The organism is Trueperaceae bacterium, assembly GCA_023954415.1.
Lineage (GTDB): Bacteria > Deinococcota > Deinococci > Deinococcales > Trueperaceae > JAAYYF01.
Window position 1 is genome coordinate 32,945 of record JAMLIB010000006.1, and the last position, 20,052, is coordinate 52,996.

Annotated in this window: 22 protein-coding genes; 10 read left to right on the plus strand and 12 right to left on the minus strand. The window is 68.5% G+C overall.

Annotated elements, in window-relative coordinates:
• Positions 1-111 precede the first annotated feature (111 nt).
• The 5 genes from M9914_08785 to M9914_08805 all read left to right on the plus strand — a co-directional run bounded on the left by M9914_08785 (position 112) and on the right by M9914_08805 (position 4,394).
• Complete coding sequence (locus M9914_08785; GenBank protein ID MCO5174275.1) at positions 112-513, plus strand: hypothetical protein; 402 nt, start codon at positions 112-114, stop codon at positions 511-513.
• Between the two features lie 60 nt (positions 514-573).
• Positions 574-990, plus strand: coding sequence for a hypothetical protein (locus M9914_08790; protein ID MCO5174276.1), 417 nt, complete (start codon positions 574-576; stop codon positions 988-990).
• The gene (locus M9914_08795; protein MCO5174277.1) at positions 990-1,877 is read left to right on the plus strand and encodes a prepilin-type N-terminal cleavage/methylation domain-containing protein; all 888 of its coding nucleotides are present in this window, start codon (positions 990-992) and stop codon (positions 1,875-1,877) included. The genes M9914_08790 and M9914_08795 overlap by 1 nt, the downstream gene beginning before the upstream one ends.
• Positions 1,868-3,970 carry a DUF4900 domain-containing protein gene (locus tag M9914_08800; GenBank protein ID MCO5174278.1) on the plus strand — a complete coding sequence of 701 codons (2,103 nt, stop codon included), beginning with the start codon at positions 1,868-1,870 and terminating at the stop codon, positions 3,968-3,970. Before M9914_08795 ends, M9914_08800 begins: the two co-directional genes overlap by 10 nt.
• 211 nt (positions 3,971-4,181) lie before the next feature.
• A complete protein-coding gene (locus tag M9914_08805; GenBank protein ID MCO5174279.1) occupies positions 4,182-4,394 on the plus strand; it encodes a hypothetical protein in 213 nt (70 codons plus the stop codon).
• A gap of 44 nt (positions 4,395-4,438) precedes the next feature.
• Here the strand turns inward: M9914_08805 and M9914_08810 are convergent, their stop codons facing one another.
• Entirely contained in the window at positions 4,439-4,705 is a 267-nt protein-coding gene (locus M9914_08810; protein ID MCO5174280.1) for a ribbon-helix-helix domain-containing protein, read from the minus strand.
• Positions 4,706-4,813: 108 nt separating this feature from the next.
• Between M9914_08810 and M9914_08815 the strand changes: the two genes are divergently transcribed.
• The gene (locus M9914_08815; protein MCO5174281.1) at positions 4,814-5,578 is read left to right on the plus strand and encodes a cyclase family protein; all 765 of its coding nucleotides are present in this window, start codon (positions 4,814-4,816) and stop codon (positions 5,576-5,578) included.
• Here M9914_08815 and M9914_08820 read toward each other — a convergent pair.
• The 6 genes from M9914_08820 to M9914_08845 form a co-directional block, all read right to left on the minus strand.
• Entirely contained in the window at positions 5,530-6,093 is a 564-nt protein-coding gene (locus M9914_08820; protein MCO5174282.1) for a TetR/AcrR family transcriptional regulator, read from the minus strand. The genes M9914_08815 and M9914_08820 overlap by 49 nt on opposite strands.
• 79 nt (positions 6,094-6,172) lie before the next feature.
• Positions 6,173-6,574, minus strand: a complete 402-nt coding sequence (locus tag M9914_08825; protein ID MCO5174283.1) for a hypothetical protein — start codon at positions 6,572-6,574, stop codon at positions 6,173-6,175.
• Positions 6,575-6,786: 212 nt separating this feature from the next.
• Positions 6,787-7,560, minus strand: a complete 774-nt coding sequence (locus tag M9914_08830) for a hypothetical protein (protein MCO5174284.1) — start codon at positions 7,558-7,560, stop codon at positions 6,787-6,789.
• Positions 7,561-7,888: 328 nt separating this feature from the next.
• Positions 7,889-8,446 carry a hypothetical protein gene (locus M9914_08835; protein MCO5174285.1) on the minus strand — a complete coding sequence of 186 codons (558 nt, stop codon included), beginning with the start codon at positions 8,444-8,446 and terminating at the stop codon, positions 7,889-7,891.
• Between the two features lie 175 nt (positions 8,447-8,621).
• Positions 8,622-9,101: an RES family NAD+ phosphorylase gene (locus tag M9914_08840; GenBank protein ID MCO5174286.1), complete on the minus strand. Its 480-nt coding sequence runs from the start codon at positions 9,099-9,101 to the stop codon at positions 8,622-8,624.
• The gene (locus M9914_08845) at positions 9,098-9,529 is read right to left on the minus strand and encodes an MbcA/ParS/Xre antitoxin family protein (protein MCO5174287.1); all 432 of its coding nucleotides are present in this window, start codon (positions 9,527-9,529) and stop codon (positions 9,098-9,100) included. Before M9914_08845 ends, M9914_08840 begins: the two co-directional genes overlap by 4 nt.
• A 354-nt stretch (positions 9,530-9,883) precedes the next feature.
• On the opposite strand from M9914_08845, the gene M9914_08850 reads away from it, so the two are divergent.
• On the plus strand, positions 9,884-12,118 hold the full coding sequence (locus tag M9914_08850) for a S8 family peptidase (protein ID MCO5174288.1): 2,235 nt from the start codon (positions 9,884-9,886) through the stop codon (positions 12,116-12,118).
• A 28-nt stretch (positions 12,119-12,146) separates the two neighbouring features.
• Here M9914_08850 and M9914_08855 read toward each other — a convergent pair whose 3' ends face one another.
• The 4 genes from M9914_08855 to M9914_08870 form a co-directional block, all read right to left on the minus strand.
• A complete protein-coding gene (locus M9914_08855) occupies positions 12,147-12,899 on the minus strand; it encodes a hypothetical protein (protein MCO5174289.1) in 753 nt (250 codons plus the stop codon).
• Positions 12,900-12,987: 88 nt separating this feature from the next.
• Entirely contained in the window at positions 12,988-13,917 is a 930-nt protein-coding gene (locus tag M9914_08860) for an acetamidase/formamidase family protein (protein ID MCO5174290.1), read from the minus strand.
• A 161-nt stretch (positions 13,918-14,078) separates the two neighbouring features.
• Positions 14,079-14,921 carry an inositol monophosphatase gene (locus tag M9914_08865; GenBank protein MCO5174291.1) on the minus strand — a complete coding sequence of 281 codons (843 nt, stop codon included), beginning with the start codon at positions 14,919-14,921 and terminating at the stop codon, positions 14,079-14,081.
• A gap of 147 nt (positions 14,922-15,068) precedes the next feature.
• Positions 15,069-15,857: a class I SAM-dependent methyltransferase gene (locus tag M9914_08870; GenBank protein ID MCO5174292.1), complete on the minus strand. Its 789-nt coding sequence runs from the start codon at positions 15,855-15,857 to the stop codon at positions 15,069-15,071.
• Positions 15,858-16,077: 220 nt separating this feature from the next.
• Between M9914_08870 and M9914_08875 the strand changes: the two genes are divergently transcribed.
• Together M9914_08875 and M9914_08880 are read left to right on the plus strand one after the other, a co-directional pair.
• Positions 16,078-16,563 (plus strand): hypothetical protein, encoded by a 486-nt coding sequence (locus tag M9914_08875; protein MCO5174293.1) that lies wholly within the window; start codon positions 16,078-16,080, stop codon positions 16,561-16,563.
• 91 nt (positions 16,564-16,654) lie between these two features.
• Positions 16,655-17,977 carry a hypothetical protein gene (locus M9914_08880; GenBank protein ID MCO5174294.1) on the plus strand — a complete coding sequence of 441 codons (1,323 nt, stop codon included), beginning with the start codon at positions 16,655-16,657 and terminating at the stop codon, positions 17,975-17,977.
• A gap of 103 nt (positions 17,978-18,080) precedes the next feature.
• Here M9914_08880 and M9914_08885 read toward each other — a convergent pair whose 3' ends face one another.
• Positions 18,081-19,202, minus strand: a complete 1,122-nt coding sequence (locus M9914_08885; GenBank protein MCO5174295.1) for a DegT/DnrJ/EryC1/StrS family aminotransferase — start codon at positions 19,200-19,202, stop codon at positions 18,081-18,083.
• A gap of 119 nt (positions 19,203-19,321) precedes the next feature.
• On the opposite strand from M9914_08885, the gene M9914_08890 reads away from it, so the two are divergent.
• Positions 19,322-19,993, plus strand: a complete 672-nt coding sequence (locus tag M9914_08890) for a hypothetical protein (protein ID MCO5174296.1) — start codon at positions 19,322-19,324, stop codon at positions 19,991-19,993.
• The last annotated feature ends 59 nt before the right edge of the window (positions 19,994-20,052 follow it).

The following is a 20,052-nucleotide window of genomic DNA, read 5'->3' on the forward strand; positions in this document are numbered from 1 at the left end:
GCCGTTCCCCCGCCGCACGCGGAGCCCAGGGGACCCGAAACCGAACCCGTCGAACGCCTGTTTACGTCCCGCCGCGAAGCGCGGTCGAAACGCGGCTTCACGATTATCGAGATGCTCGTCATCCTGGCCATCCTGGGCGTACTTCTTGCGCTGTTCGCGTTCATGGGGCGCGGGGCACTCGATACGCAACAGGAGAAGGCCGCCATCAGGTCCATCCAGCAGTCCGTATGGCAAGGCGCTTCCGCAGCCTCCGCGCGCGGTCGTAACACCGAGCTGAAGCTCGTGGGGCGCAACGTCGAGGTGCGCGAGGTCGGCAGCGGACGCCTGATCCGCACGGAAGAGCTACCCAACGGAGTGACGACCAACTTACCTACGCTCGTCTTCACCCCTCCGGGGAAGATCAGCGACGCCAGCTTCGCGTTGGTCGAGGACGGTATCACCGTCACCGGTTCCAAGGGCACGACCAGGCTCGTGGTCTCGATCATCGGCGAAGTGATCGCGGAGAAGGAGTAAGCCGTGCGACCGGTTCACACTCACCAACGACGGACGGGAGGCTTCACCCTCATCGAGGTGATGATGGCGATCACCGTACTCGGCATCGTCCTTGCCGCCGTCTCCTTCACCATGATGTCGAGCATGCGGCAGAACCACGCCGCCGGGAACCGCTCACAGGCCGCCCAGGTCATGAACTACCTCGGACGGCGTATAGCCGGTGGCGATATCTCCAAGCTGGGCGGCACTTCCTGGGACTACGGCACCCTCGCGACGTCGTTCACCGACCTGAGCCGCGAGAGCAACCTCGCGGACACGGACCTCTACCGCGCCGAGGTCGCCGAGTTCCCCAGGATCGGCCTCGGTGGCACGACCATCCCGCACTACCGCGTGACGGTCTGCTGGAACAACGGAGGCGACGAATCCTGCGTTTCCGGTGATACGGCGGGGCCAGGTCCGGGCGCGGCCAGCGGCGAGAGCTTGCCAGGTATCAACTGATGCGCACCGTGCAAAACACCAAGGCAGCGGGCTTCACCCTCGTGGAGCTGCTCATCGCCATGGCCATCTTTGGCGTCGTCATGACCATCGCTTACAGCGGGATCGTAAGTTCGCTCCGCATCCAGTCCGACCAGGAGGTCATCACCTCCGCCCAGGCAAGGCTGCGGCGCGTCGTCGAGGTAGTCACGCAGGACATCCGCAGCGCCGTCTTCGGGAGCGTTACGGCGACGCCCTACGCCTCCGGCCAGACCAGCATCTCGTTCATGCTCCTCTCCGGAGCGGCGGGGTTTCCCGTGGAGAGCAGCGCCAACTTCTCGCTGGCGTCCAGCAGCGTGATAGCCGCGCGCTCAGCGGAGGCCACCTTGCTCCAGGGCCAGCGCGTCGTGATGGTGAACGGTGCCGGACAAGGGGTCGTCTTCACCGTGGGCAGCGTCTCTGACCTCGGCAACAACCGCTTCCAGCTGAACCACGGCTCTTGCCGCAACACCATCGACTGGGCGGGCGGCGTGCAGCTCTTCGAGATCGCTCAGCTCGGACTGCGCTATGACGCCGACGACCGCACCATCTACCAGAGCACGGGTGGCGGCTCCGAACAGCCGCTGGCGTTCAACGTGGACGAGCTCAGGCTCGAGTACACCTACAACACGGGGGCGGCCAGCGCCACCAACCCCACCCTCGTGCGCGACACGCCGTACATGAGCGGCGGCGTTCCGACGCGCAAGTACGTGGACGGCAGCGGCTACACCTACATCCTCGACCGGATCCAGATGGTCATCACCTCGGCGGAGCAGAGCGGCAACCGTGAGATCGAGCGCACCTACTCCGGCTACGTCGACCTGACGTCCAACTCGCACTTCACCCTCATGGAGGTCCTACCGTGCGGCTAAGCTCTCAGCGCGGCGTGGCGATGATCGTCGCCCTGTTCGCCCTCGTCCTCGTTGCCGGCATCGGTACCCTGCTCTTCAGCCGGACGATCAACGAGATGCGGCACAGCAGGGACGACGCCGCGATCGTACAGACGCTGCTACTGGCTCGCGGCGGTAGCAACGTGGCGGGGGCTCTCCTGGCCAACGACGTGAACACCATGCTCAGGGACGCGGTGCGTTACACGAGCACGCCGGGCCCCTGGGTGTTCGGCGAGGGCAGCGGCGATACTCCGACGGCCTCATCGGTCATCACGAGGCTGACCGCGGTGACCAACCGGCTCCAGCCGGCGGTGGACGGCCTGATCTGCGACAACCCCATCATGCCGACCGATACGGGCGCCGAGATCCAGCTTCGCCTCTACTTCTCCTCGGCCGCCTGCGGGCAGGCCTTGCCGTCCGACGTGCGACTACCCGCTCCTCGCTACGTGTCTGGGCCACGCCGCAACGCCGACGGCGCGGGTGTTCAGACCTACGCGCTGCCCTTCGTGCTCGTATCCGAGGCGAGCCTTGGCGAGTACCGGCGCAACATCGTCACCCAGGGCGAGTACCGCTTCGAGGTCGGTCAGGCGAACTTCTCGATGTGGGCGTACTTCACGAACCGCGAAGTGAGCGTAGGCGCCAACAACCAGACCATCGACAAGATCTACTTCACCGACCAGACGATGATCGATGGTCCGGTCCACACGAACGGCCACTTCGCCCTTGCCTACGACCCGTGGTTCGGTGGCAGCGTGAGCAGCGCGGGGTGCAACAATGCCAGCTGCTCCACGATCGACCGGGGCGCGTACCTCTATGACTACCAGCACACTGAGCAGTACGATTGCGGTTGGGTCGGCACCGGCAGGTACGACTACATTCAGGATGCTAGTGGCGGCTACGTATACAAGAAGAAGAAGGGCCGTTATGGCTATTATGCCAAGTCCTGGAGCGATAGCGGCCCGTTCTACCGCCGAGAAGAGATAACGGAATGGCAATGCAAGACGCGGAAGCTCGACCTGATCCCCGATACAGTCCTCGGCTCCAGCCCGAACTTCGGGGGCAACGAGCCTAAGTTCGCCGGGGGCGTGGGCTGGGACTCGCCCAGGATCGACCTGCCGCAGAACAACTACCTGCAGCGCGACATCGCCCAGGGCGTAGGCCGTGCCGACGAGGGCCTGTACTTCAACAGCGCGTTGGAGAGCCTAGAGTTCTTCGCCGGCACGAGCGCAGCTTGGAACGGCAACGTCAGCAGCGTCACGCCCACCAGGGTGAACGGCGTCTGGACGCCGGCGGCCACCTACCAGTACGTGCGCGGCTGTACGTCGAACAACTCCAACTCCTGCACCGTCTACCGCTTCAACGCCGCGGGCACGGTCGAGGTCTACAACAACAACACGAAGACCTGGTCGGTAAGGTCCAGCGGCCGCACCTTCAACGGCGTCGTCTACGTCAACGGGGCGGTGCAGCAGTTCCAAGGACCAGCCCGTACGACCGCCGGCAACCCCGATACTTCCGCCCCGGCCGTGGCCGCGTTCGCCCAGATCACGCTCGCGAGCGACAGCAACATCCGCATCACCGGAGATATCAAGTACGAGTCGCCGCCTTGCACGAGCATCCCGACGAGGAACGCAGACCGCTCCGTCAACAGTGCCAACTGCAACAACCTTGGTGCGCAGAACGTCCTCGGTGTCTACACGCAGTCTGGCAACATCCTCGTAGGGCACGGCCATACGAACTCGGGTAGCGACACCAAGGCCTACAACGCTCCGGACGACGTGCAGGTCCATGCCGTCCTCATGAGTGCCCAGAACGAGGTCAAGGTCGAGAAGTACGACCAGACCGACGCCGGCGGCTTCTACCTCATGGGCGGCATGATCCAGGAGCGCCGCGGCATCTTCGGCACCTTCAGTGGCAGAGGTGCCAACGCCACGCGCACCGGTTACGACCGCATCTACACGTACGACCCCCGCATGGGCCGCGGCATGGCGCCGCCGTTCTTCCCGTCCACCAATGTCGACGACGTCACCACGGTCACCTTCTTCACCTTCGGGCAGAGGGAACAGCTGTACGACTGAGCACGAGCTGCGTTACGTGGCGTGAGAGGGGGACCAGGAACCCTCGGCCGCAGGTTGGCCGAGGGTTCTCCTCTTGAGGTGCCGGGTGCTGGAGCCGTACGCCGTAGCCCAGTGAACGGAGTCGGGCCGGTCACTCCAAGGACACCGATGGCGGGAACTAGCTACGTGCAGATCCTCTACCTGTCGGAGCGAAGCTGCGGTTCTCACGGCAATGCCAGAGCCGAAGAACGAAGATCGTCCCGGCAGTGATCTCGTAACGCAGCTCGTGATCACCGACGATGAGCCGCCGGACCTCGCGCGGTTCGTATGCTGCCAGTTTCTCGCCGATCCGCGGGTGCTCAAGCAGGCGGGCGGGTGCCCCGGAGAGTTGCTGTATGACGTGTGCCGCGGCGGCGGGCGCGACGGAGGCCAGCTGCTCGTGTAGGCGCACTAGGTCCGAGGCCCCCCGCCTGGTCCACTTGATCCTCATCAGACGGGTGGCGGCAGAGGCTCGTCCGTAGCGAGACTCTCAGCCCACGCCCTGATCGCCTTGTCGTCGATCACGTATCCCGCATCTACGTCGGCTAGAGCCTCTAGCGTCAGCCGGTGGCGCTCTTCTTCCAGGTCTACCCAGGCAGCGAGCGCCTGCTTCATCACCCATCCGCGTGAGCGCTCGAGTCTCGCTGCCATGGCGTCGACCTTGTCAGCGAGCGCGAGCGGAACGTGGGCGGTCAAGACTCTAGATTTCGTGGCCATCCGAATCGCCTCGAATCAAAGTGATTATATGGCAATCGAGGATCGGCCGTGTCTAGCGAGCGCGCTGCATCCCGGCTGGTACACTCCGCCAACATGCCAGGAGGCCCCATGAGACAGTCGCTAGCCGTGCTCGCCCTCGCCCTCTTGCCCCTCGCGGCGGCTCAAGCCCCGCGCAGCATCCAGTTCACGCGCATCGTGGACCTCAGCCACGTGGTCAGCACCGACATCCCCCTGTGGCCCGGCGACCCGCCGGTCGAGCTGGAGCCCGTGGCCGAGTTCGAGACGGACGGCTACTACCTCCGGCGCTTCTCCATCGGCGAGCACAGCGCCACGCACATGAACGCGCCGAACAGCTTCCACGAGGGGGGCGTGGGCATAGACGCTTACGCGCCGGAGTCGCTCGTCGTGCCCGCCGTCGTGATCGACGTGCGTGCTCAGGCGGCGGCGGACCCGGACCACGCCGTCAGCCTGGACGATATCGCGGCGTGGGAGGCCGAGCACGGCCCGGTGCCGGCCGGCTCCGTGGTCATCGCGTACACGGGCTGGCAAGCGAAGTGGACCGACCCGGCGGCGTTCTTCAACGAGGACGTCGATGGCGGCATGCACTTCCCGGGCTTCGCGGGCGAGACGACCGCGTTCCTGCTCAGCGAGCGGGGCATCGCGGGCGTCGGCATAGACACGCACGGGGTGGACCCGGGCCAGGACGAGGAGTACGCGACCAACACGCAGGTGCTGGCGGGCAACGGCATCGTGCTGGAGAACCTCACGAACCTCGACCAGCTGCCCGCCACGGGCACCACTATCGTGATCGGCATCCTGCGGCTCTACGAAGGGTCGGGCACGCCCGTCTCGGTCCTGGCGTTCGTGCCCTGAGGGTGGGCGCCCGCACCTTCGAAGAACAGCGCGGTCGTCGCTGCGGCCGTGCGCTCCAACGCCGCAGCGTCGACCGATAGCAGTGGTTGCGCCAGGGTCAGGAGGACGCGGGTCAGCCAGGCCGGCTCGAGGTCCGGGCGGACCTCGCCGGCCTCCTGGCCTTGGCGCAGCACGTGCTCTATGGGCCCCAGGAACTCGGTGCGATAGGCGCGGAGCATCGTGGCGCGCGCGGCCTCGCTGAGGTTGGCCGCCTCGCGCTCCGCGAGCTTCATCGCGTCGAACTGCTGGTGCCGGTCGCGGGCCATGGCGCTCAGGAGGGCGTGAACGCGGGCACGAGTGTCGCCGGGCGACGCGGTCGCCTCCGCCACCATCGTGCCCGCGCGCTGCACGCCGGTCATCAGGACCTCGAGGAGCAGCGCTTCCTTGTCGTGGAAGTGGTGGTAGAGGGCCGCCTTCGAGACGTCCAGCCGCTCGGCGATCTCGCGCATGGCCACCCCCGCGTAGCCGTGCGCCACGAAGAGCGCGGTGGCTACCTCGAGTGCCCGCTCGCGCGTGCCGCCGCGCGCGCTCTCAAGCTCGGCCGGCCCGCCCGTCTCAGGCCACCTGACCAGCGACGTAGCTCATCCCGATCCCGAACGCCATCACGGCGAACAGGAAGGCCGAAGCGGCCACGCCGAACGACAGCCAACGCCTGGTGCGCACCGGGCTGGGCAACCAGTAGTACACGAGGAAGAACAGTAGCGGCCCGAGCCCCCCGAGGTAGTGGATGAACAGCTGCAACGGGCCGAGCCCCTGGTCGAGGAGCTTGATGCCGAGGACGGCCTGTGCCATGAGCGTCAGCTGGGCGAAGATCAGGATGGCGTTGCCGGCAGGGCCGAGATCGCGCCTGCGCCAAGCGCGCACCGCGGTGTAGACGACGGCCGCGAGCGTGGCGGTCAGGACGAGCATGCCGCTCCAAATGTGAACGGTCGGGGGTAGCCAGATCGAGTCGAGCATCGTTGTCTCCTTAACCCGATCGGCGGGCGGCTTCGGCCACCTGGCTTACCGACCGGTCGGTAAGTATCATAACCGTGGACCGCCCGGTGTCAAGTGCCTTCACCCCGCGACAGGCCAGGGGCGCCCACCGTTGAAGGTGGGAGCCCCTGGGGAAGCGCGAGTCACGGACCGAAGCTGGCGAGCCGCTGTCGGAGCCGGGTGCGATGCGCTACCTAGACCCCGGTCCTGCACCTCACCTCGTAGTTCCAGAGCGTGCGCGGGTCCGGGCCGAGCACCTCGATGGTGAACGAGTTGCCGCCAGTCTTCTTGAAGACGCTCGGCACCTCGCCCGTCTTCGGGCCGACCACGCCGCCGGGGTAGAGGGCGTCGCCGTCGTACTTCGCGTCCCCACGCCAGCCCGTGTCGTGCGCCAAGGTGCCGTCGGGCTTGACGACCAGGATGCGATCGGGGATGCCGACGGTGTCGAACTTGATGTCGAAGACCGCGCCGACGGGCAAGGCGCTGATGTCCCACCGGTCGATCGTCACGCCGTAGGCTCCCGACTTCTGGCTCACCCAATCGCCACAGGTGGCCAGGACGATCTCGCGCTCCGGGGTGGCCCCGCCGATGCTGACTATGGCCGACGCGGTGGCGGAGCGGCCACTGTTCTCGACTGCCGCCACCAAGGCGTACACCCCGGCTTCGGAGTACGACTGCGTGACGTCGAGCTCGGCGGCGCCGTCGACGACCGTCACCTCCTGCTCGCCCGTGCTGCCGCCGGCGAAGTTCCACTTGAAGGTGGCCGTCTCGTCGCCATCGCGGAAGCCCGTGGCGCGCAACGTGAACGTGTACGGTGTGCCTACCTCGCCGTCTCGCAGGTAGTCGGGCGTTACGGTGAGGGCGAGGCGGGGCCGGTGGCCTTGCGGGGTGGCGGGGGCCGTGGTGCTGCAGGCTCCGAGGAGGAGTAACAGTAGCGCGAGCCCTCCGGTCTTGGCGATCAGCTTCATCGTGTTTCCCTCCGTGTTCCCGGGTGGCGCCGTGCGGCCGGCACTACTCCGGGGTCTGTCCGTGTGTCGTGTACGCGTCCGTTATACGCGCACTGTTCTTACGGGGTTCCGAGGGAAACCTTACGTGTTTCTTAGCGCCGCAGTGAAGAGTGCCACGGGGCCGCCGGCGTCGGCCCTACGCGCGGGGCGGTCGGTCGCGTGCTTCGGCGGCGGCTCGCACGCTGCGGTCGAGAGGGTCACCCTGTGGCGGCCTCAGCCCGTAGCCCGACGCAAGGAAGCGCCCCCGCTATGGTGCGGGGGCGCCGGGCATACCAGAAGTGAACAGTGCTTAGTTCGGTGCGACGATCGCCACGTTGTACGTCTGGCTGAACGCGCCGAAGGCGTTGTCGTAGAAGAGGGTGATGGCGGCGTACCACCCGGACGGGAAGCCGGCGCCGATGTGCTGCTGGGCGATGTCGACGTTGAGGAACTGGCTGCTCACGCCTGCGACCTCCACCGCCGTGCCCGGGCCCGGGCGGGCCCCGGCCGAGAGTGAGGTGCAGCCGAGCACCGGATCGGGCGCCGTGCAGGTGAACCCGGCGGGCAGCGTGATGTTCAAGCTGCGCGGGTCATCGTAGGTGGCGCCGACGAGCGCGCCGCTCGCGTTGTAGTACTCGACGTGGTAGCCGGTGACGGTGGTGACGGGCGAACCGGCGCGCGTCGAGATGACCATGTTGCGGTTCGTGATGGTGATCTCGCCCCCAGTGGACACCTCGTAGCCCAGCTCGTTGGTGGGCGTGAGCCCGAAGAGCAGCCGGTTGGCGTTGGGCGCTGCGAACATGGAACAGGCGGACAGGGTAACGGCGAGAGCGAGGACAGGCAGGGTCCGCGCGAGGTAACGCTTCATTAGCAAACTCCTCCTAAGTACACCGTCCATGACGACTGCCGGACTGTATCACGCCCTGCTCGGCGCCAACGGCGAGAAAGTGCACAGGGCCGCCGCCGCCCTGGCGTCTGGCAGGGGAGTTCTGCGGCTTCCTGCGGAGCCTACCGCGCGTGTGAAGTCTTGCTTAGCGCCCTGCTCAGCGTTTCCGCTTGGCCTCGTTGACCAGCTCGACGAGGCGGGGGTCGAAGCGTAAGGGTCCGAGGCCCTGGCGGGCCACCGCGTCCTCGAAGTCGGGATGAGCCGGGTTGAGCAGGTAGTTGTGGCTATGCGGGGCAACGACTGACGGTACTCGTAACGCCACGCTCCTACGTTCCATGGTCCAGAGATCGCCGAACGCTCGTGTCGTCGCCCTGTCGGTAGGGTCGACGCTCCCACGGACTACGCGCTCGACAAGGTCCTCGACCATCGCCGCGTCGAACTCGCAGCGGTAGAGGTGGTAACCGCTGAAGTCCTGGTAGTCGTTCCAGGCGGTCATGATCTCGAGGACAGCGAGCGCCGGATGCTCAGCGGTGTAGACCACTACGGTCCCGCGGCTGTTCCATCGCCCTTCCGCCCCGCGTGGGCCGAACGCCGTGGCAACCGAGTCTGCGAACGCCAGGCGGAACGCCGAGATCAAAGGAAGGCGCCGTCTTCCAGCGCTGCGATATGCTCGTCAAGCCGGCTTCGGCCCAACTCGGTAGCGAGCAGGTCGAGCGGCCGGAAGCCCTCGAGGTGTGGGTTGGCCTTGCCCAGCCACCGCGCCGCCGCGTCCTCGCCTACCATGGCCGCGATCCGCGCGAAGCACTTGAGCGCAGCGCCCGTGCGGTCGAGGACCTGGACGTTCATGACGGGGTTCCGGCTGGCCTTGGTGCGCGACACGCCCATCGCGCGCAACGTGTCGCCGATGCTCGCGCCCATGACGGCTGACATGCGTTCGACGACGGCGGTAACGGACGGCTCGCCGATCGGCTCGTTCGCGATGACGGCATCCTCCACCGCCTTGGCATCCTCGCCAAGCACCTGGTTGAACAGCGCGTCCTCGACCCGGCGCAGTAGGACGGTCATGGCAACATCATATGTTGCGTTCGCACGCCTGGCAACCGGCCCTGGGCATAGATGACTCGAACGCGGCGTGCCTGAGAGCCCTGGTTCCGCCAGTTCCCGCTGCTAGTCGCAGCCTCTCGCCACGGAAGCTGAAGGTGAAACGGTACGAGGGCGAGCCCCTCACGGGCATCGGTTAAGGACCGATCAGGAGACTGCGGGCCAAGACCCCACCCGGATACCGTATCCTGGCCGCACTCACAGCGCGATCCTGACCTCTTGGGACCGCGCTGTCTCGTGCCGCGGTCGCAACTGCTCAAGCGCCCCGAACGTCGTGACACCCGGTGCGGCACACGCGCCGGCTTTAGGAGAGGCCCTATGAAGGTGAAGCGGAGTACAGGTCTGTTCGCGGGGTTGCTCTTGGTGGCCGCGCTCGTCGTCGCCGCCTGTTCCGGCCCCACGCCGCCCTCGGACGCGAGACTGACGGGCACGATCACGGTGGCCGGCAGCACGGATCGCGCCGGGGGGCTCGAACGCGCCACGGGCACCGGGCACCTCGGCGCGCTCCTGGCCACGTGGCAACTTGACGAGTCGCTCACGGACTTCGTGCCGGGGGAGCTGATCGTCCGCTTCGCCGAACCGGCCGCCGGCCTCGCCCCCATGAGCGTTCAGGCGACGGGCGGACGGCTCGACTTCGTGCGCGAGGTGGGCGTCGGCGACTCGGCGCTCTACCGCCTCCCGGCGGGCCTCGGGGCGCAGGCTGCCGGCGATCAGGTCGCGGCGACGCTCGCCGCCGCGCGCGAGCTCAACGCGCGCCCGGACGTCCTCTACGCTCACCCGAACTACATCTTCCACGCTCTGGCCGCGCCCAACGACGAGTACTACTCGTACCAGTGGCATTACGACCAGATCGGCATGGAGGCCGCCTGGGACATCACCAAGGGCTCCAGCAGCGTGGTGGTCGGGGTTGTGGACAGCGGCATCCTGTACAGCTCCACCGTGCCGGCGAACCGTCACCCCGACTTCGCCCCGTCGCGCATGCTGCCTGGCTACGACTTCATCACCGACCCCACCAGCGGCATGGACGGCGACGGGCGCGACTCCGACCCCTTCGACGCGGACCTCGCTGGGAGCTTCCACGGCAGCCACGTGGCAGGCACCATCGGCGCCAGCACCGACAACGGAACGGGCGTCGCGGGCGTGGACTGGAACGCCAAGATCTTCAGCGCCCGTGCCCTGGGCAAGGGCGGTAGCGGGACCTTCGTCGACATCATGGACGCCATGCTCTGGTCGGCCGGCTACACCGTCGCGGGCGTGCCCGTTAACGCCAACCCCGCGGACGTGATCAACATGAGCCTCGGCGGGCAAGGGACGTGCTTCCCCGACCTCCAGGCGGCCATAGACCTCGTCTCCATGCACTCCATCGTGGTGGTGGCGGCCGGCAACGACAACATGAACGCCGGCGACTTCACCCCCGCGAGCTGTGGCGGCGTCATCACCGTTGGCGCCACCGACTACTCCGGGGCGCGCGCGCCCTACTCCAACTACGGCTCCCGCATCGACGTCATGGCGCCGGGCGGCAACACGAGCGTCGACTACAACGGCGACAACTTGCGTGACGGCGTCCTCAGCCTCGTCTACAACACGGATGTCAGCGATTGGGACTACGCCTTCTACCAGGGCACCTCGATGGCCGCGCCGCACGTCGCGGGCGTCATCGCCCTCATGAAGGCGCTCAACCCCGACCTGGATACGGCCGGGGCCTTGGCGGCCCTGCGCACGACGGCCCACGAGCTCAGCAGCTCCCAATGCGAGAGCTACGGCACCAGCGAGTCGCGAACGCTCGGCTCGGACGACTGCGGCGCCGGCCTGATAGACGCGGCCGCGGCGTTGGCCTACGTCCGCGACGGTACCGTGACCCCGATAGTCGGCGACCTGGCGTTCGACCCGGCCGTGCTCGACTTCGGCTCCTCGGTAGACGTCGTGACGTTCAAGGTCACGAACACGGGCGGCACGGCCGTGGCTTGGACCCTCTACGGCTTCCTCGACGCCGACGACAACCCGGCGGAGGTCCCCGGTGGTGATGGCGGCGCGCTCTACATGGTGAGCGGCTACCCGTACTCCGGCACGCTGGCGCCGGGCGCTAGCGTGATCACGGCGCTCGAGGTCGACCGCGACGCCCTCACCGCCCCCGGCCAGTACCAGGTGCGCCTGCTGTTCACGGTCGACGGCGTCGACTACGTCGGCCCGCCGGCGCGCTTCACCAAGCTGCCCGACGCTGCCGCGGTCACGGGCCCGACCACCGTCGAGGCGAACATCGCCGTGAGTGGACAGTGGGTGTTGAGCGGCGGCCAGCAGTCCGGCGGGCTGCTCACGAGCTACGACTTCCGGGCCGCGCCCGGCCTGACGATCGTGGGCGCCTGGATCGACGTGAACGCTAACTCCACGATCGACACGGGCGACTACGTCGGCTTCCACGAGCAGCTCGTGGCCGTCGAGGCGGGCAAGAGCTACACCCTGCCCATCGAGGTGTCGCAGTACTTCGAGGGCGGCGCCAAGCAGTGGCCCGACGAGTGGCTCGACACGCTCCGGGGAGGCGGCTCCGGCGACTAGCGGTGAACGAGGTCGCCGGGCGCGCCGGTCACAGGTCTGCTAGGATGCGCGTCCTTACCGCGTCGTATTCGGTCCGCGTGAGGCGCCCGTCCCGGTAGAGCCGCTCCACCTCTTCCAGGCGTTCCGCCACCGTGCGACCGTCGGCCTTCGAGCCGGCGGTCGCACGCTCGTCCCGGTCGCCCGCGGCGCCGGCGACGCTCGCCACCGTACGGTAGAGGTTCGCTTGTGCCTCGGGGTCCAGGTCCACCTGTTTGCCGTTGACGAACACGGGCGTGGCGCTCGACGACTGCGCCTTCCTCGCGCTGGCCCTGTCGTAGATCCCTTGGATGTCGAGGCCGCCGAAAGCACCGGTGGCCCCGACCCCCGTCGGCGCCATGAAGTCGTCGAGCCGCCCGCCGATCCGCCTCCGTAGGGCCCGGCCCAAGGCCGGGAGCACGGTGAGGGCCAGGAGCGCGAGCACCACGAACGCGCCTCCGCTGAAGACGAGTCCGGCGTACAGGAAGGTCTGGAGGGTGACGTCCTCGATCGTGCCGTCCGGCAGCTGGCAGGAGAAGACCTGGCTCACGCCGGTCTGGCCCGGTTTGTAGGAGTAGCCGTAGGAGTGGTGCAGCGCGGTGCCGCCACCGCACGCCATGTCGTTGGCGAACGCCACGGTGCCGGGCGCCACCGCGCCGATGACGGCGGCCCCGACGTAGCCGATGAACAGCGCCACACCCACTAGCACGAGGAGGATGCCGATCTTCCAGGTCGGCTTGCTGAGCGGGCGGTTGGTCGAGTGCATGACGGCTCCTTCGGGCCATTGAACGGCCCGAGCGCCGTGGGCGAGATGAGGTCTGTCACTCGCCGCCCGGACTGGTCGCCAGACGGACTTACACGAAGATGTGCCGCGGCAACACTGCCGAGACCACCCAGTTCGGCGCGTCGACGACCTCGCTGATGCGGAGGTTCACGGCCACGCTGCATAGGGCATAGGCGAGGTCGGGGTCCATGCCGTACTCCGTGGTGAGGTGGTCGATCATGGCGTAGACGGCGGTCTTGGTCGCCTGCAACAGGTCGGGCGCGACCCCCATCGTGCCGTAGAAGCCCTTCGGGTACGGCTCCGTGGCGAACTCGGCCCCGAGCTCGTAACGCGGGCTGGGGAACTCCGCGTTCTTGATGAGGCCGAGGCGCACCTTGACCGTCATGGCCGTCTCGATGGCCGTGCCGCACACCTCGCCGTCGCCCTGCGCCGCGTGCGTGTCGCCGATCGACAGCAGCCCGCCGGGCACCGCGACCGGCAGGTAGAGGCGGCTGCCACGGGTGAGGTCGCGGATGTCCATGTTCCCACCCTGCTGCCGGGGCGGCACGACGCTGTGGTTGCCCGGCTCCCGGAGGGCGAGGCCGATGGTGCCCGTGAACGGCCGCGTCGGGATGTGGATGCCCGGCTGAAACTCCACGCGCTTGGCGTCGTAGCGAGAGATGTTGAGCAGCGGGTCGGTGAACTCCTCGGCCAGCAGCCCGAAGCCGGGGATGATGCCCGTCCAGCCCCAACCGCTCTCCGTGAAGTCCAGGATGTCCACGGCCACGGCGTCGCCCGGCTCGGCGCCCTCGATGTAGATCGGTCCGGTGACGGGGTTGACCTTCTCGAAGTCCAGCTTGGCGACGTCCTCGGCCGTCGACGTGGCGCTGAGCTGGCCGCCGGAGGAGTCCACCGTGTGGACCTCGAGCTCCGCGCCGGGCTCGACGCGCAGCACCGGCTTCAGGGCGTTGTCCCAGCCGAAATGGTGGTGATGGTGGTGGATGGTCTTGTACTGGCTCACACGCTTACCTCGTCTCTCACGGGGTTGGCTTGGCCTAGCTGCTCAGTTGCCTGTGGCGGTAGGCAAGGCTTCTCGCAAGCTTACGGACCACGGGTTTCTCGAAGGGAACACGGAGCAGCTCAGCTTCCGTGAGATGCGGGGCGGTCCATCCGGCTCCCCGGCTAGCGAAGGCCCATCAGACCGAGGCCGGTGGCGAACTCACGCGCGTCCGCCACCGCGTGCCTGGTGCCGGCCGCCACGGTGACCTTCGAGCGCAGCCAGTCCTCGCCGCCCTGCCAGACCTCGCAGGCGCCGCCGGCCTCGCGCGCGATCACCATGCCGGCCGCCACGTCCCAAGGGCTCAAGCCGAACTGCCAGAAGAGGTCCACGCGGCCGTCGGCCACGAAGCAGAAGTCGCGGCAGCAGGAGCCGCTCGCGCGCACGCCCGCCGAGGCCGCCGCGACACGTTCGAAGAATGTCGTCTGCGCGGGCACCTCGAGCATGGAGGGCGTGAAGTTCGTGGTCACGAGCGCGTGGGAGAGGGGCCGGTCGTCCTCGCGCTGGAGCCTGACGCCGCCGCGCCAGGTGCCGGCGCCCGTGACGGCCCAGGTCGCCTCGTCGTCGGCGGCGTGGTAGATGACGCCCAGCACGCTCTCGCCACCCTGCACCAGGCCGATGGACACACAGAAGGCGGGGTAGCTGCGCACGAAGTTGTGGGTGCCGTCGATCGGATCGATGACCCACACGGGGGCGCCGTCGTCGAACTCGGCCAGGCCGTTCTCCTCCCCGAGCAGCCCGAAGCCCGGGTAGGCGGCGCCCAGGGCCTCGGCGATGCGGCGCTGCGACTCGTAATCGACGCGCGTGACCACATCGCCGGGCGACGTCTTGGAGCTCACGCTCACGTCGGCCTGGCCGCGGTAGTGCGCCTCGCACTCGGCCTTGGCCCAGCGACCGACTTCCTCGGCCAAGGGCACGACCACGTCTTTGATGGCAAGCAGCTCGGCGCGCGTCAGGACGGTTCCCATGGCGCAGATGCTACTTCAGCTCTCGTGAGGCGCTCAACCGGCGCCCGCCAAGCGCGGTACGCGCCGAGGCGGGCTGTGTAAGGGCATCTTGCGTCGCCCGCTACCGTCGGCCTGCGCCTCGTCAAGGCGCCGCCACGAGGCCCGAGGTCAGCGCGCCAGGAAGAAGCCCGTGCTGCGCCTCACGCTCAACGGGCCGTCGGCGAGCCGCCGCCTGACGGACTCCTCGAACTCGCTCACGCACCGGATCACCTCGGGGCCGGGCTCGTCCGGCAGGTACACCATCGAGCGCAGGTAGGCGAGCAGGACCTCGGCATCGGCGACTTCGAGCGTGTCGTCCATGCGCACCACCTCGACCTCCCCGAACGCGCCGCCGAGTGCCGCCGCGCCGTTCTCGAGCGTGAAGGAGAGCGGTTCGACGCCGTGCAGGGTCGCCACGTCCGCCAGGGGCGCCACGAGGTCGCGCACGGCGGCCAGATGCGCCTCGCCGTTCGTGGCGGCGACGAGCCAGCCGCCCGAGCGCACGACGCGCCGCAGCTCGGCGATGCCCCGGGGGAGGTCGGGCACGTGGTAGAGCATGTGGTTCGCGAAAGCGAGGTCGAACGCGTCCGGGTCGAAGGGGAGCTGCTGGACGTCGGCGCGCGTGACGCTCACCGCCAGCCCGGCGTCGGCGGCCGCCCCGCTCACTGCCGCCGTCATGCCTTCGGAGGCGTCGGTGAGCGTGATGCGCCATCCGGGCGGCACGCGCTCCGCGTTCATCGTCCAGAGCCGCCCGGTGCCCGACCCGACCTCGAGGACGCGCGCGTCCGCCGCCGGCTCGACACGCTCGGACACGAGGGAGAAGAGCCAGCGATGGAAGTCCTCGCCCTTGCCGGCATAACGCTCATGGAAGGCGATGCGCGCCCGAAGGCGGTCGGGCGTCCTGTAAGCCTCTAGCATGGGTGCCGCAAGGATAGCAGGCTTGGTCGGGCGCGTAGGCCGGCACTCTCGACGGCGACGATTCCGATCGCCCAGTCACCGCACGCCGGGCCGCGTAAAGGATTAAACTGACGACCTGGAAGCTCGACCAGGGAAGCCGGTGGCCGTCCAGGACACGCTCGGCGACCGCCCTACAGCAGGCCGGGCACCGGAAAGGTTGAGGTGCAAGGTGAGCAACTTCATGAGACTAAGTCGCAGGGCTCTCCTCGCCTGCGTCGCGCTGGCCGCTCTGAGCGGGGCTTGGGCGAAGTCGGCGTACTTCGTGCAAGCCGACGTCGTGCGCGGCGCGATCGGGGCGACTGGGGCCGTTTGCGTCTTCAACGGCGTCTTCCAGCAGGGCGAGCAGATCGTGTGGCGCGCGTACGTGTTCGACTCCGAGACCGGCGAGGTGCTTACCCCCGAGCAGGTCGAGTCCCTCGGCATCCAGGTCTTCGGCGTGCTCGACGACAACCAGAAGGCCGAACTCCACTTCATGCCCCACCCTCCGGGCAGTGACAAAGCCGAGTTCTTCTGGGCGGGCGGCTGGCAGATCCCGGCCGACTTCGCCACGGGCAACTACGCTTGGACGCTCCAGGTGGTCGACGCCGCGGGCAACACTGCCACCTACTCGCCCATGGGCGCCGCCCTCGGGTTGGGCGCGATCAGCATCGTTGAGCCGGCGAATTAGGCGAACCCTCCTAGCCCTGGCGGCGGCCTGCCTCATCGGGCAGGCCGCCGCGCAGGATGGGCGACTCGCGTTCTCCCCGTCGTCGGGCAGCGTGGGCACCGCCGTCACGGCCACCGCCACGGGCCTGGCTGCCGGCGAGACCTACGACCTCGTATGGGAGAGCGCAGACGCCGCGTGGAACGTGGCCGACGGCGAGTTCATGGGCGTCGGCGCGGAAACGACGCGAGTCGTGATCGCCACGCTGACGGCCGACGCGGCAGGCGGCGCTACCGCCGGGTTCCAAGTACCCGAGGACTACGGCTACTTGCACAATGTGTTCGTCGTGCAGGGCGAGACCACGGCCGCGCGCCAAGGCTTCGTCGTGGTGCCGAACCTCACGATCTCGCCGGCGTCCGGCCCGGTCGGCACGCCCATCACCGTCACTTTGACTGGCGTGGGCTACCGCTTCTGGGAGTCGGTCTGGCACCTCCTGTACGACGGCGCGCATAGCGGCTGGCTCTCGGCGGTCACCTCCAAAGGCACGGCCGTCGCCGTCATCCCGGCCGCCGGCCCTGCCGGCATGCACACGCTCCAAGTGCTCTCCGGCACGCACCCCGTGCCGTACCTGAACCAGCAGCAGGCGCCCATCTACATGCCGCAGGTGCCGACGGTCCAGTCCGTGTTGTTCGAGTTGACCGAGGGCCCGCCGGCCGCATGGCCACCCCTCGAGGACCAGGTGTTACCCAGGCAAACGGCCGATTTCGCGGTCGGGACCCTGCCCGCGGTGGTCTCCCGTTACACGAGCGGCACCGTCGGCAGCCCGCTCACGCTCGACGTCTTCGGCTTCCCGGCGAACAGCGAGGTGGAGCTGGCCTTCAGCGCCGTGCGGGGCAACCGCCTGAGCGGCCGAGGCTGGGACGTCGTGCAGTTGCCCCTCGGCAGCGCCGCGACCGACGCCGACGGCAAGGCGACCTTCGAGCTCACCACGCCGGACGACCTCGGTGGGGAGCACGAGTTCACGGCGACGAGCGGCGAGGTCAGCGCGTCGCTGACGTACACCGTCACGCCGTCCGTGACCTTCGCCCCGGAAGGCCCGGTGGCGCCCGGCGATGACATCACGATCACCATCAAGGGCGTCGGCTGGACCGAGACCGCCAACATCTACACGCTGCTGATGGACAACGGCTTCATAGGCTACGGCTGCGGCTTCAACAGCCAGGGCGACGTGACGATCCACCTCAAGGCGCCCGGTCGGGTCGGCACCCACTTCATCAGCCTCTACCCGGCCATCTACCAGGGCGACCTGGCCGGCCCCGGCGCCCCACCCAACACGGCCACCGCCAACGCCACCTACCTGCAACTGCCCATGCTCAACTGGCGCGACCACCCCGGCGAGGAGCTGCCGACCTTCACGCTGGCCTTCGAGGTCCGCTGAACCCCGCGCGCCTGGGCTGAACCAGGCCCTCGCTCCCCGACCGCGCGCAGGGCGAGCGGGCCCAACCGAAAGCGCGCCAAGGCGGCGCGGGCGGTGCTCGACCTCAGTCGAAAGCCGCCCGCGCCGCCTCTGCTACCGCCGCGATGGCCTCGTCGGGCAGCCACGGGTGGATGGGGACCGACACGACTCGTTCGCACGCCTTCTCGGCGACGGGCGCGGCGCCGAAGTTCGCCCCCATGGGTTGCCGCGTGAGGGGGATGGGGTAGAAGCGCGTGAACGCCACCCCACGCCCGCGTAGGCCGTCCTCGAAGCGCACCCTGCGCTCGGGCGGTAAGCGCAGCGTGAACTGGTGGTAGCGGTGCTCCGGTCGGTCCGGGGGGAGCATGAGGCCGTCGTCACCGCCCGGCAGGTCGGCCAACGCGGCACGGTAAGCCGCCACGCGCTCCAGCCTCCGCGCCTGCCACGCCTCTAGGCGGCGCAGCTTCACGCGCAGGATGCCGGCCTGGAGGGCGTCCAGCCGCGAGTTGTAGCCGAGGCCTTCGTGCAGGTACTTCTCCTGCGGGGTGGAGCCATGGTTGCGCAGGCTGCGCAGGCGCGCCGCCAGCTCGTCCGACTCGGTCGTGACCAGGCCCCCATCGCCGTAGGCGCCCAGGTTCTTGGTGGGGTAGAGGCTGAAGGCGCCCAACACGCCGATGGAGCCGACGCTGCGGCCGCCGACGCGCGCGCCGAACGCCTGGGCGCAGTCCTCGAGCACCGGCAGCCGGTGCCGCTCCACCACCCGCATGATCGCTCCCATGTCGGCCGGCAAGCCGAAGATGTGCACGGGGAGCACTACGCGCGTACGCTCCGTGAGTGCCTCCTCGAGCAGGGCGGGCGACAGGTTCAGCGTCTCCTCGTCGACGTCGACGAACACGGGCTTCGCGCCGAGGCGCAAGATGGCCTCGCTCGTGGCGAAGAAGCTGAACGGCGATGTCACTACCTCGTCGCCGGGCCCCACGCCGAGGGCCTCGAGGCCGAGGAGCAGCGCGTCCGTGCCCGAGTTGAGGCCGAGGACGTGGCGCGCTCCCAGGAACCCCGCTACCTCGCGCTCGAAGGCCTCGACCTCCGTGCCGCCGATGAACTGGCCGCTACGCAACACGCGTTCGACGGCGGGGGAGAGCTCGCTCCACAGCTCGCTGACTTCGCTCTGCAGGTCGACCATGGGGTACTTGGTGACGGGCGGCACGCGCCCAAGCATAGGGCCAAATGGCGCCTAGGACCAATGCCCCATCCGGCGGCGGCACGCCCCTCCATATACTCGGACCATGGCCTCCAAGAGGCCGCGCACCTTCGTAAGGAGCCGTGATGCCCAGGCGCTTGCTCGACCCCGTTCGTACCCTCGCACTGACAGCCGCGTTGTTCTCCATGGCGGCGGGGGCGCAAAGACCCCTCGCGCTGAGCGGCAACGTCCCGAACCCGACCGGGAAGGCGGGCACCATCGTCGCTTGGCTCTCTCACCTCGACGTGTCCGCGAGCGGCGTGATCGCCTTCGGCCCGATCAGCGCGACGGGTGAGTTCCAGATCGAGCTGCCCGGCAGCGTGACTGGCGACGCCCTCCAGAGCCTCGAGCTCAAGAAGCTCTGCGTCTCCGGCGGCCAGGGGTTCCAGCTCTCGCCGGCGGGCGTCGACCACGCCCTCGTCAACACGGTGGCCGCGTTCGACATGACCAAGACGCCCGTCTCGGCCATCCTCGCCTCCAGCGCCGACTTCGTGACGCGGTTGGAGGCCGACAAGAGCGACGTGCGCGTCGGGGACGCCCTCGGCTACTACCTCTACGTGAGCGAGAGGGTCACCGTGCGCGGCACGTGCGTGGGGGCGGACGGTCAGGAAGTGACCTACGACCTATCCGCCGGCGCGGGCTGGAACCGCCTCGCCTACGAGTTCGAGGCCGCCGGCGACGGCGTGCGGGGCGTGCTACGCACGGTGCGCGACCTCCCGGCCGGGATGGGCTGGGTCGCGCTGAAGGACTACCGGTGAGCTTGCGCTGAGAGGCGCTCGTATGTTGTACTGACCAATCGCTCGTGCGCGCGCCAAGC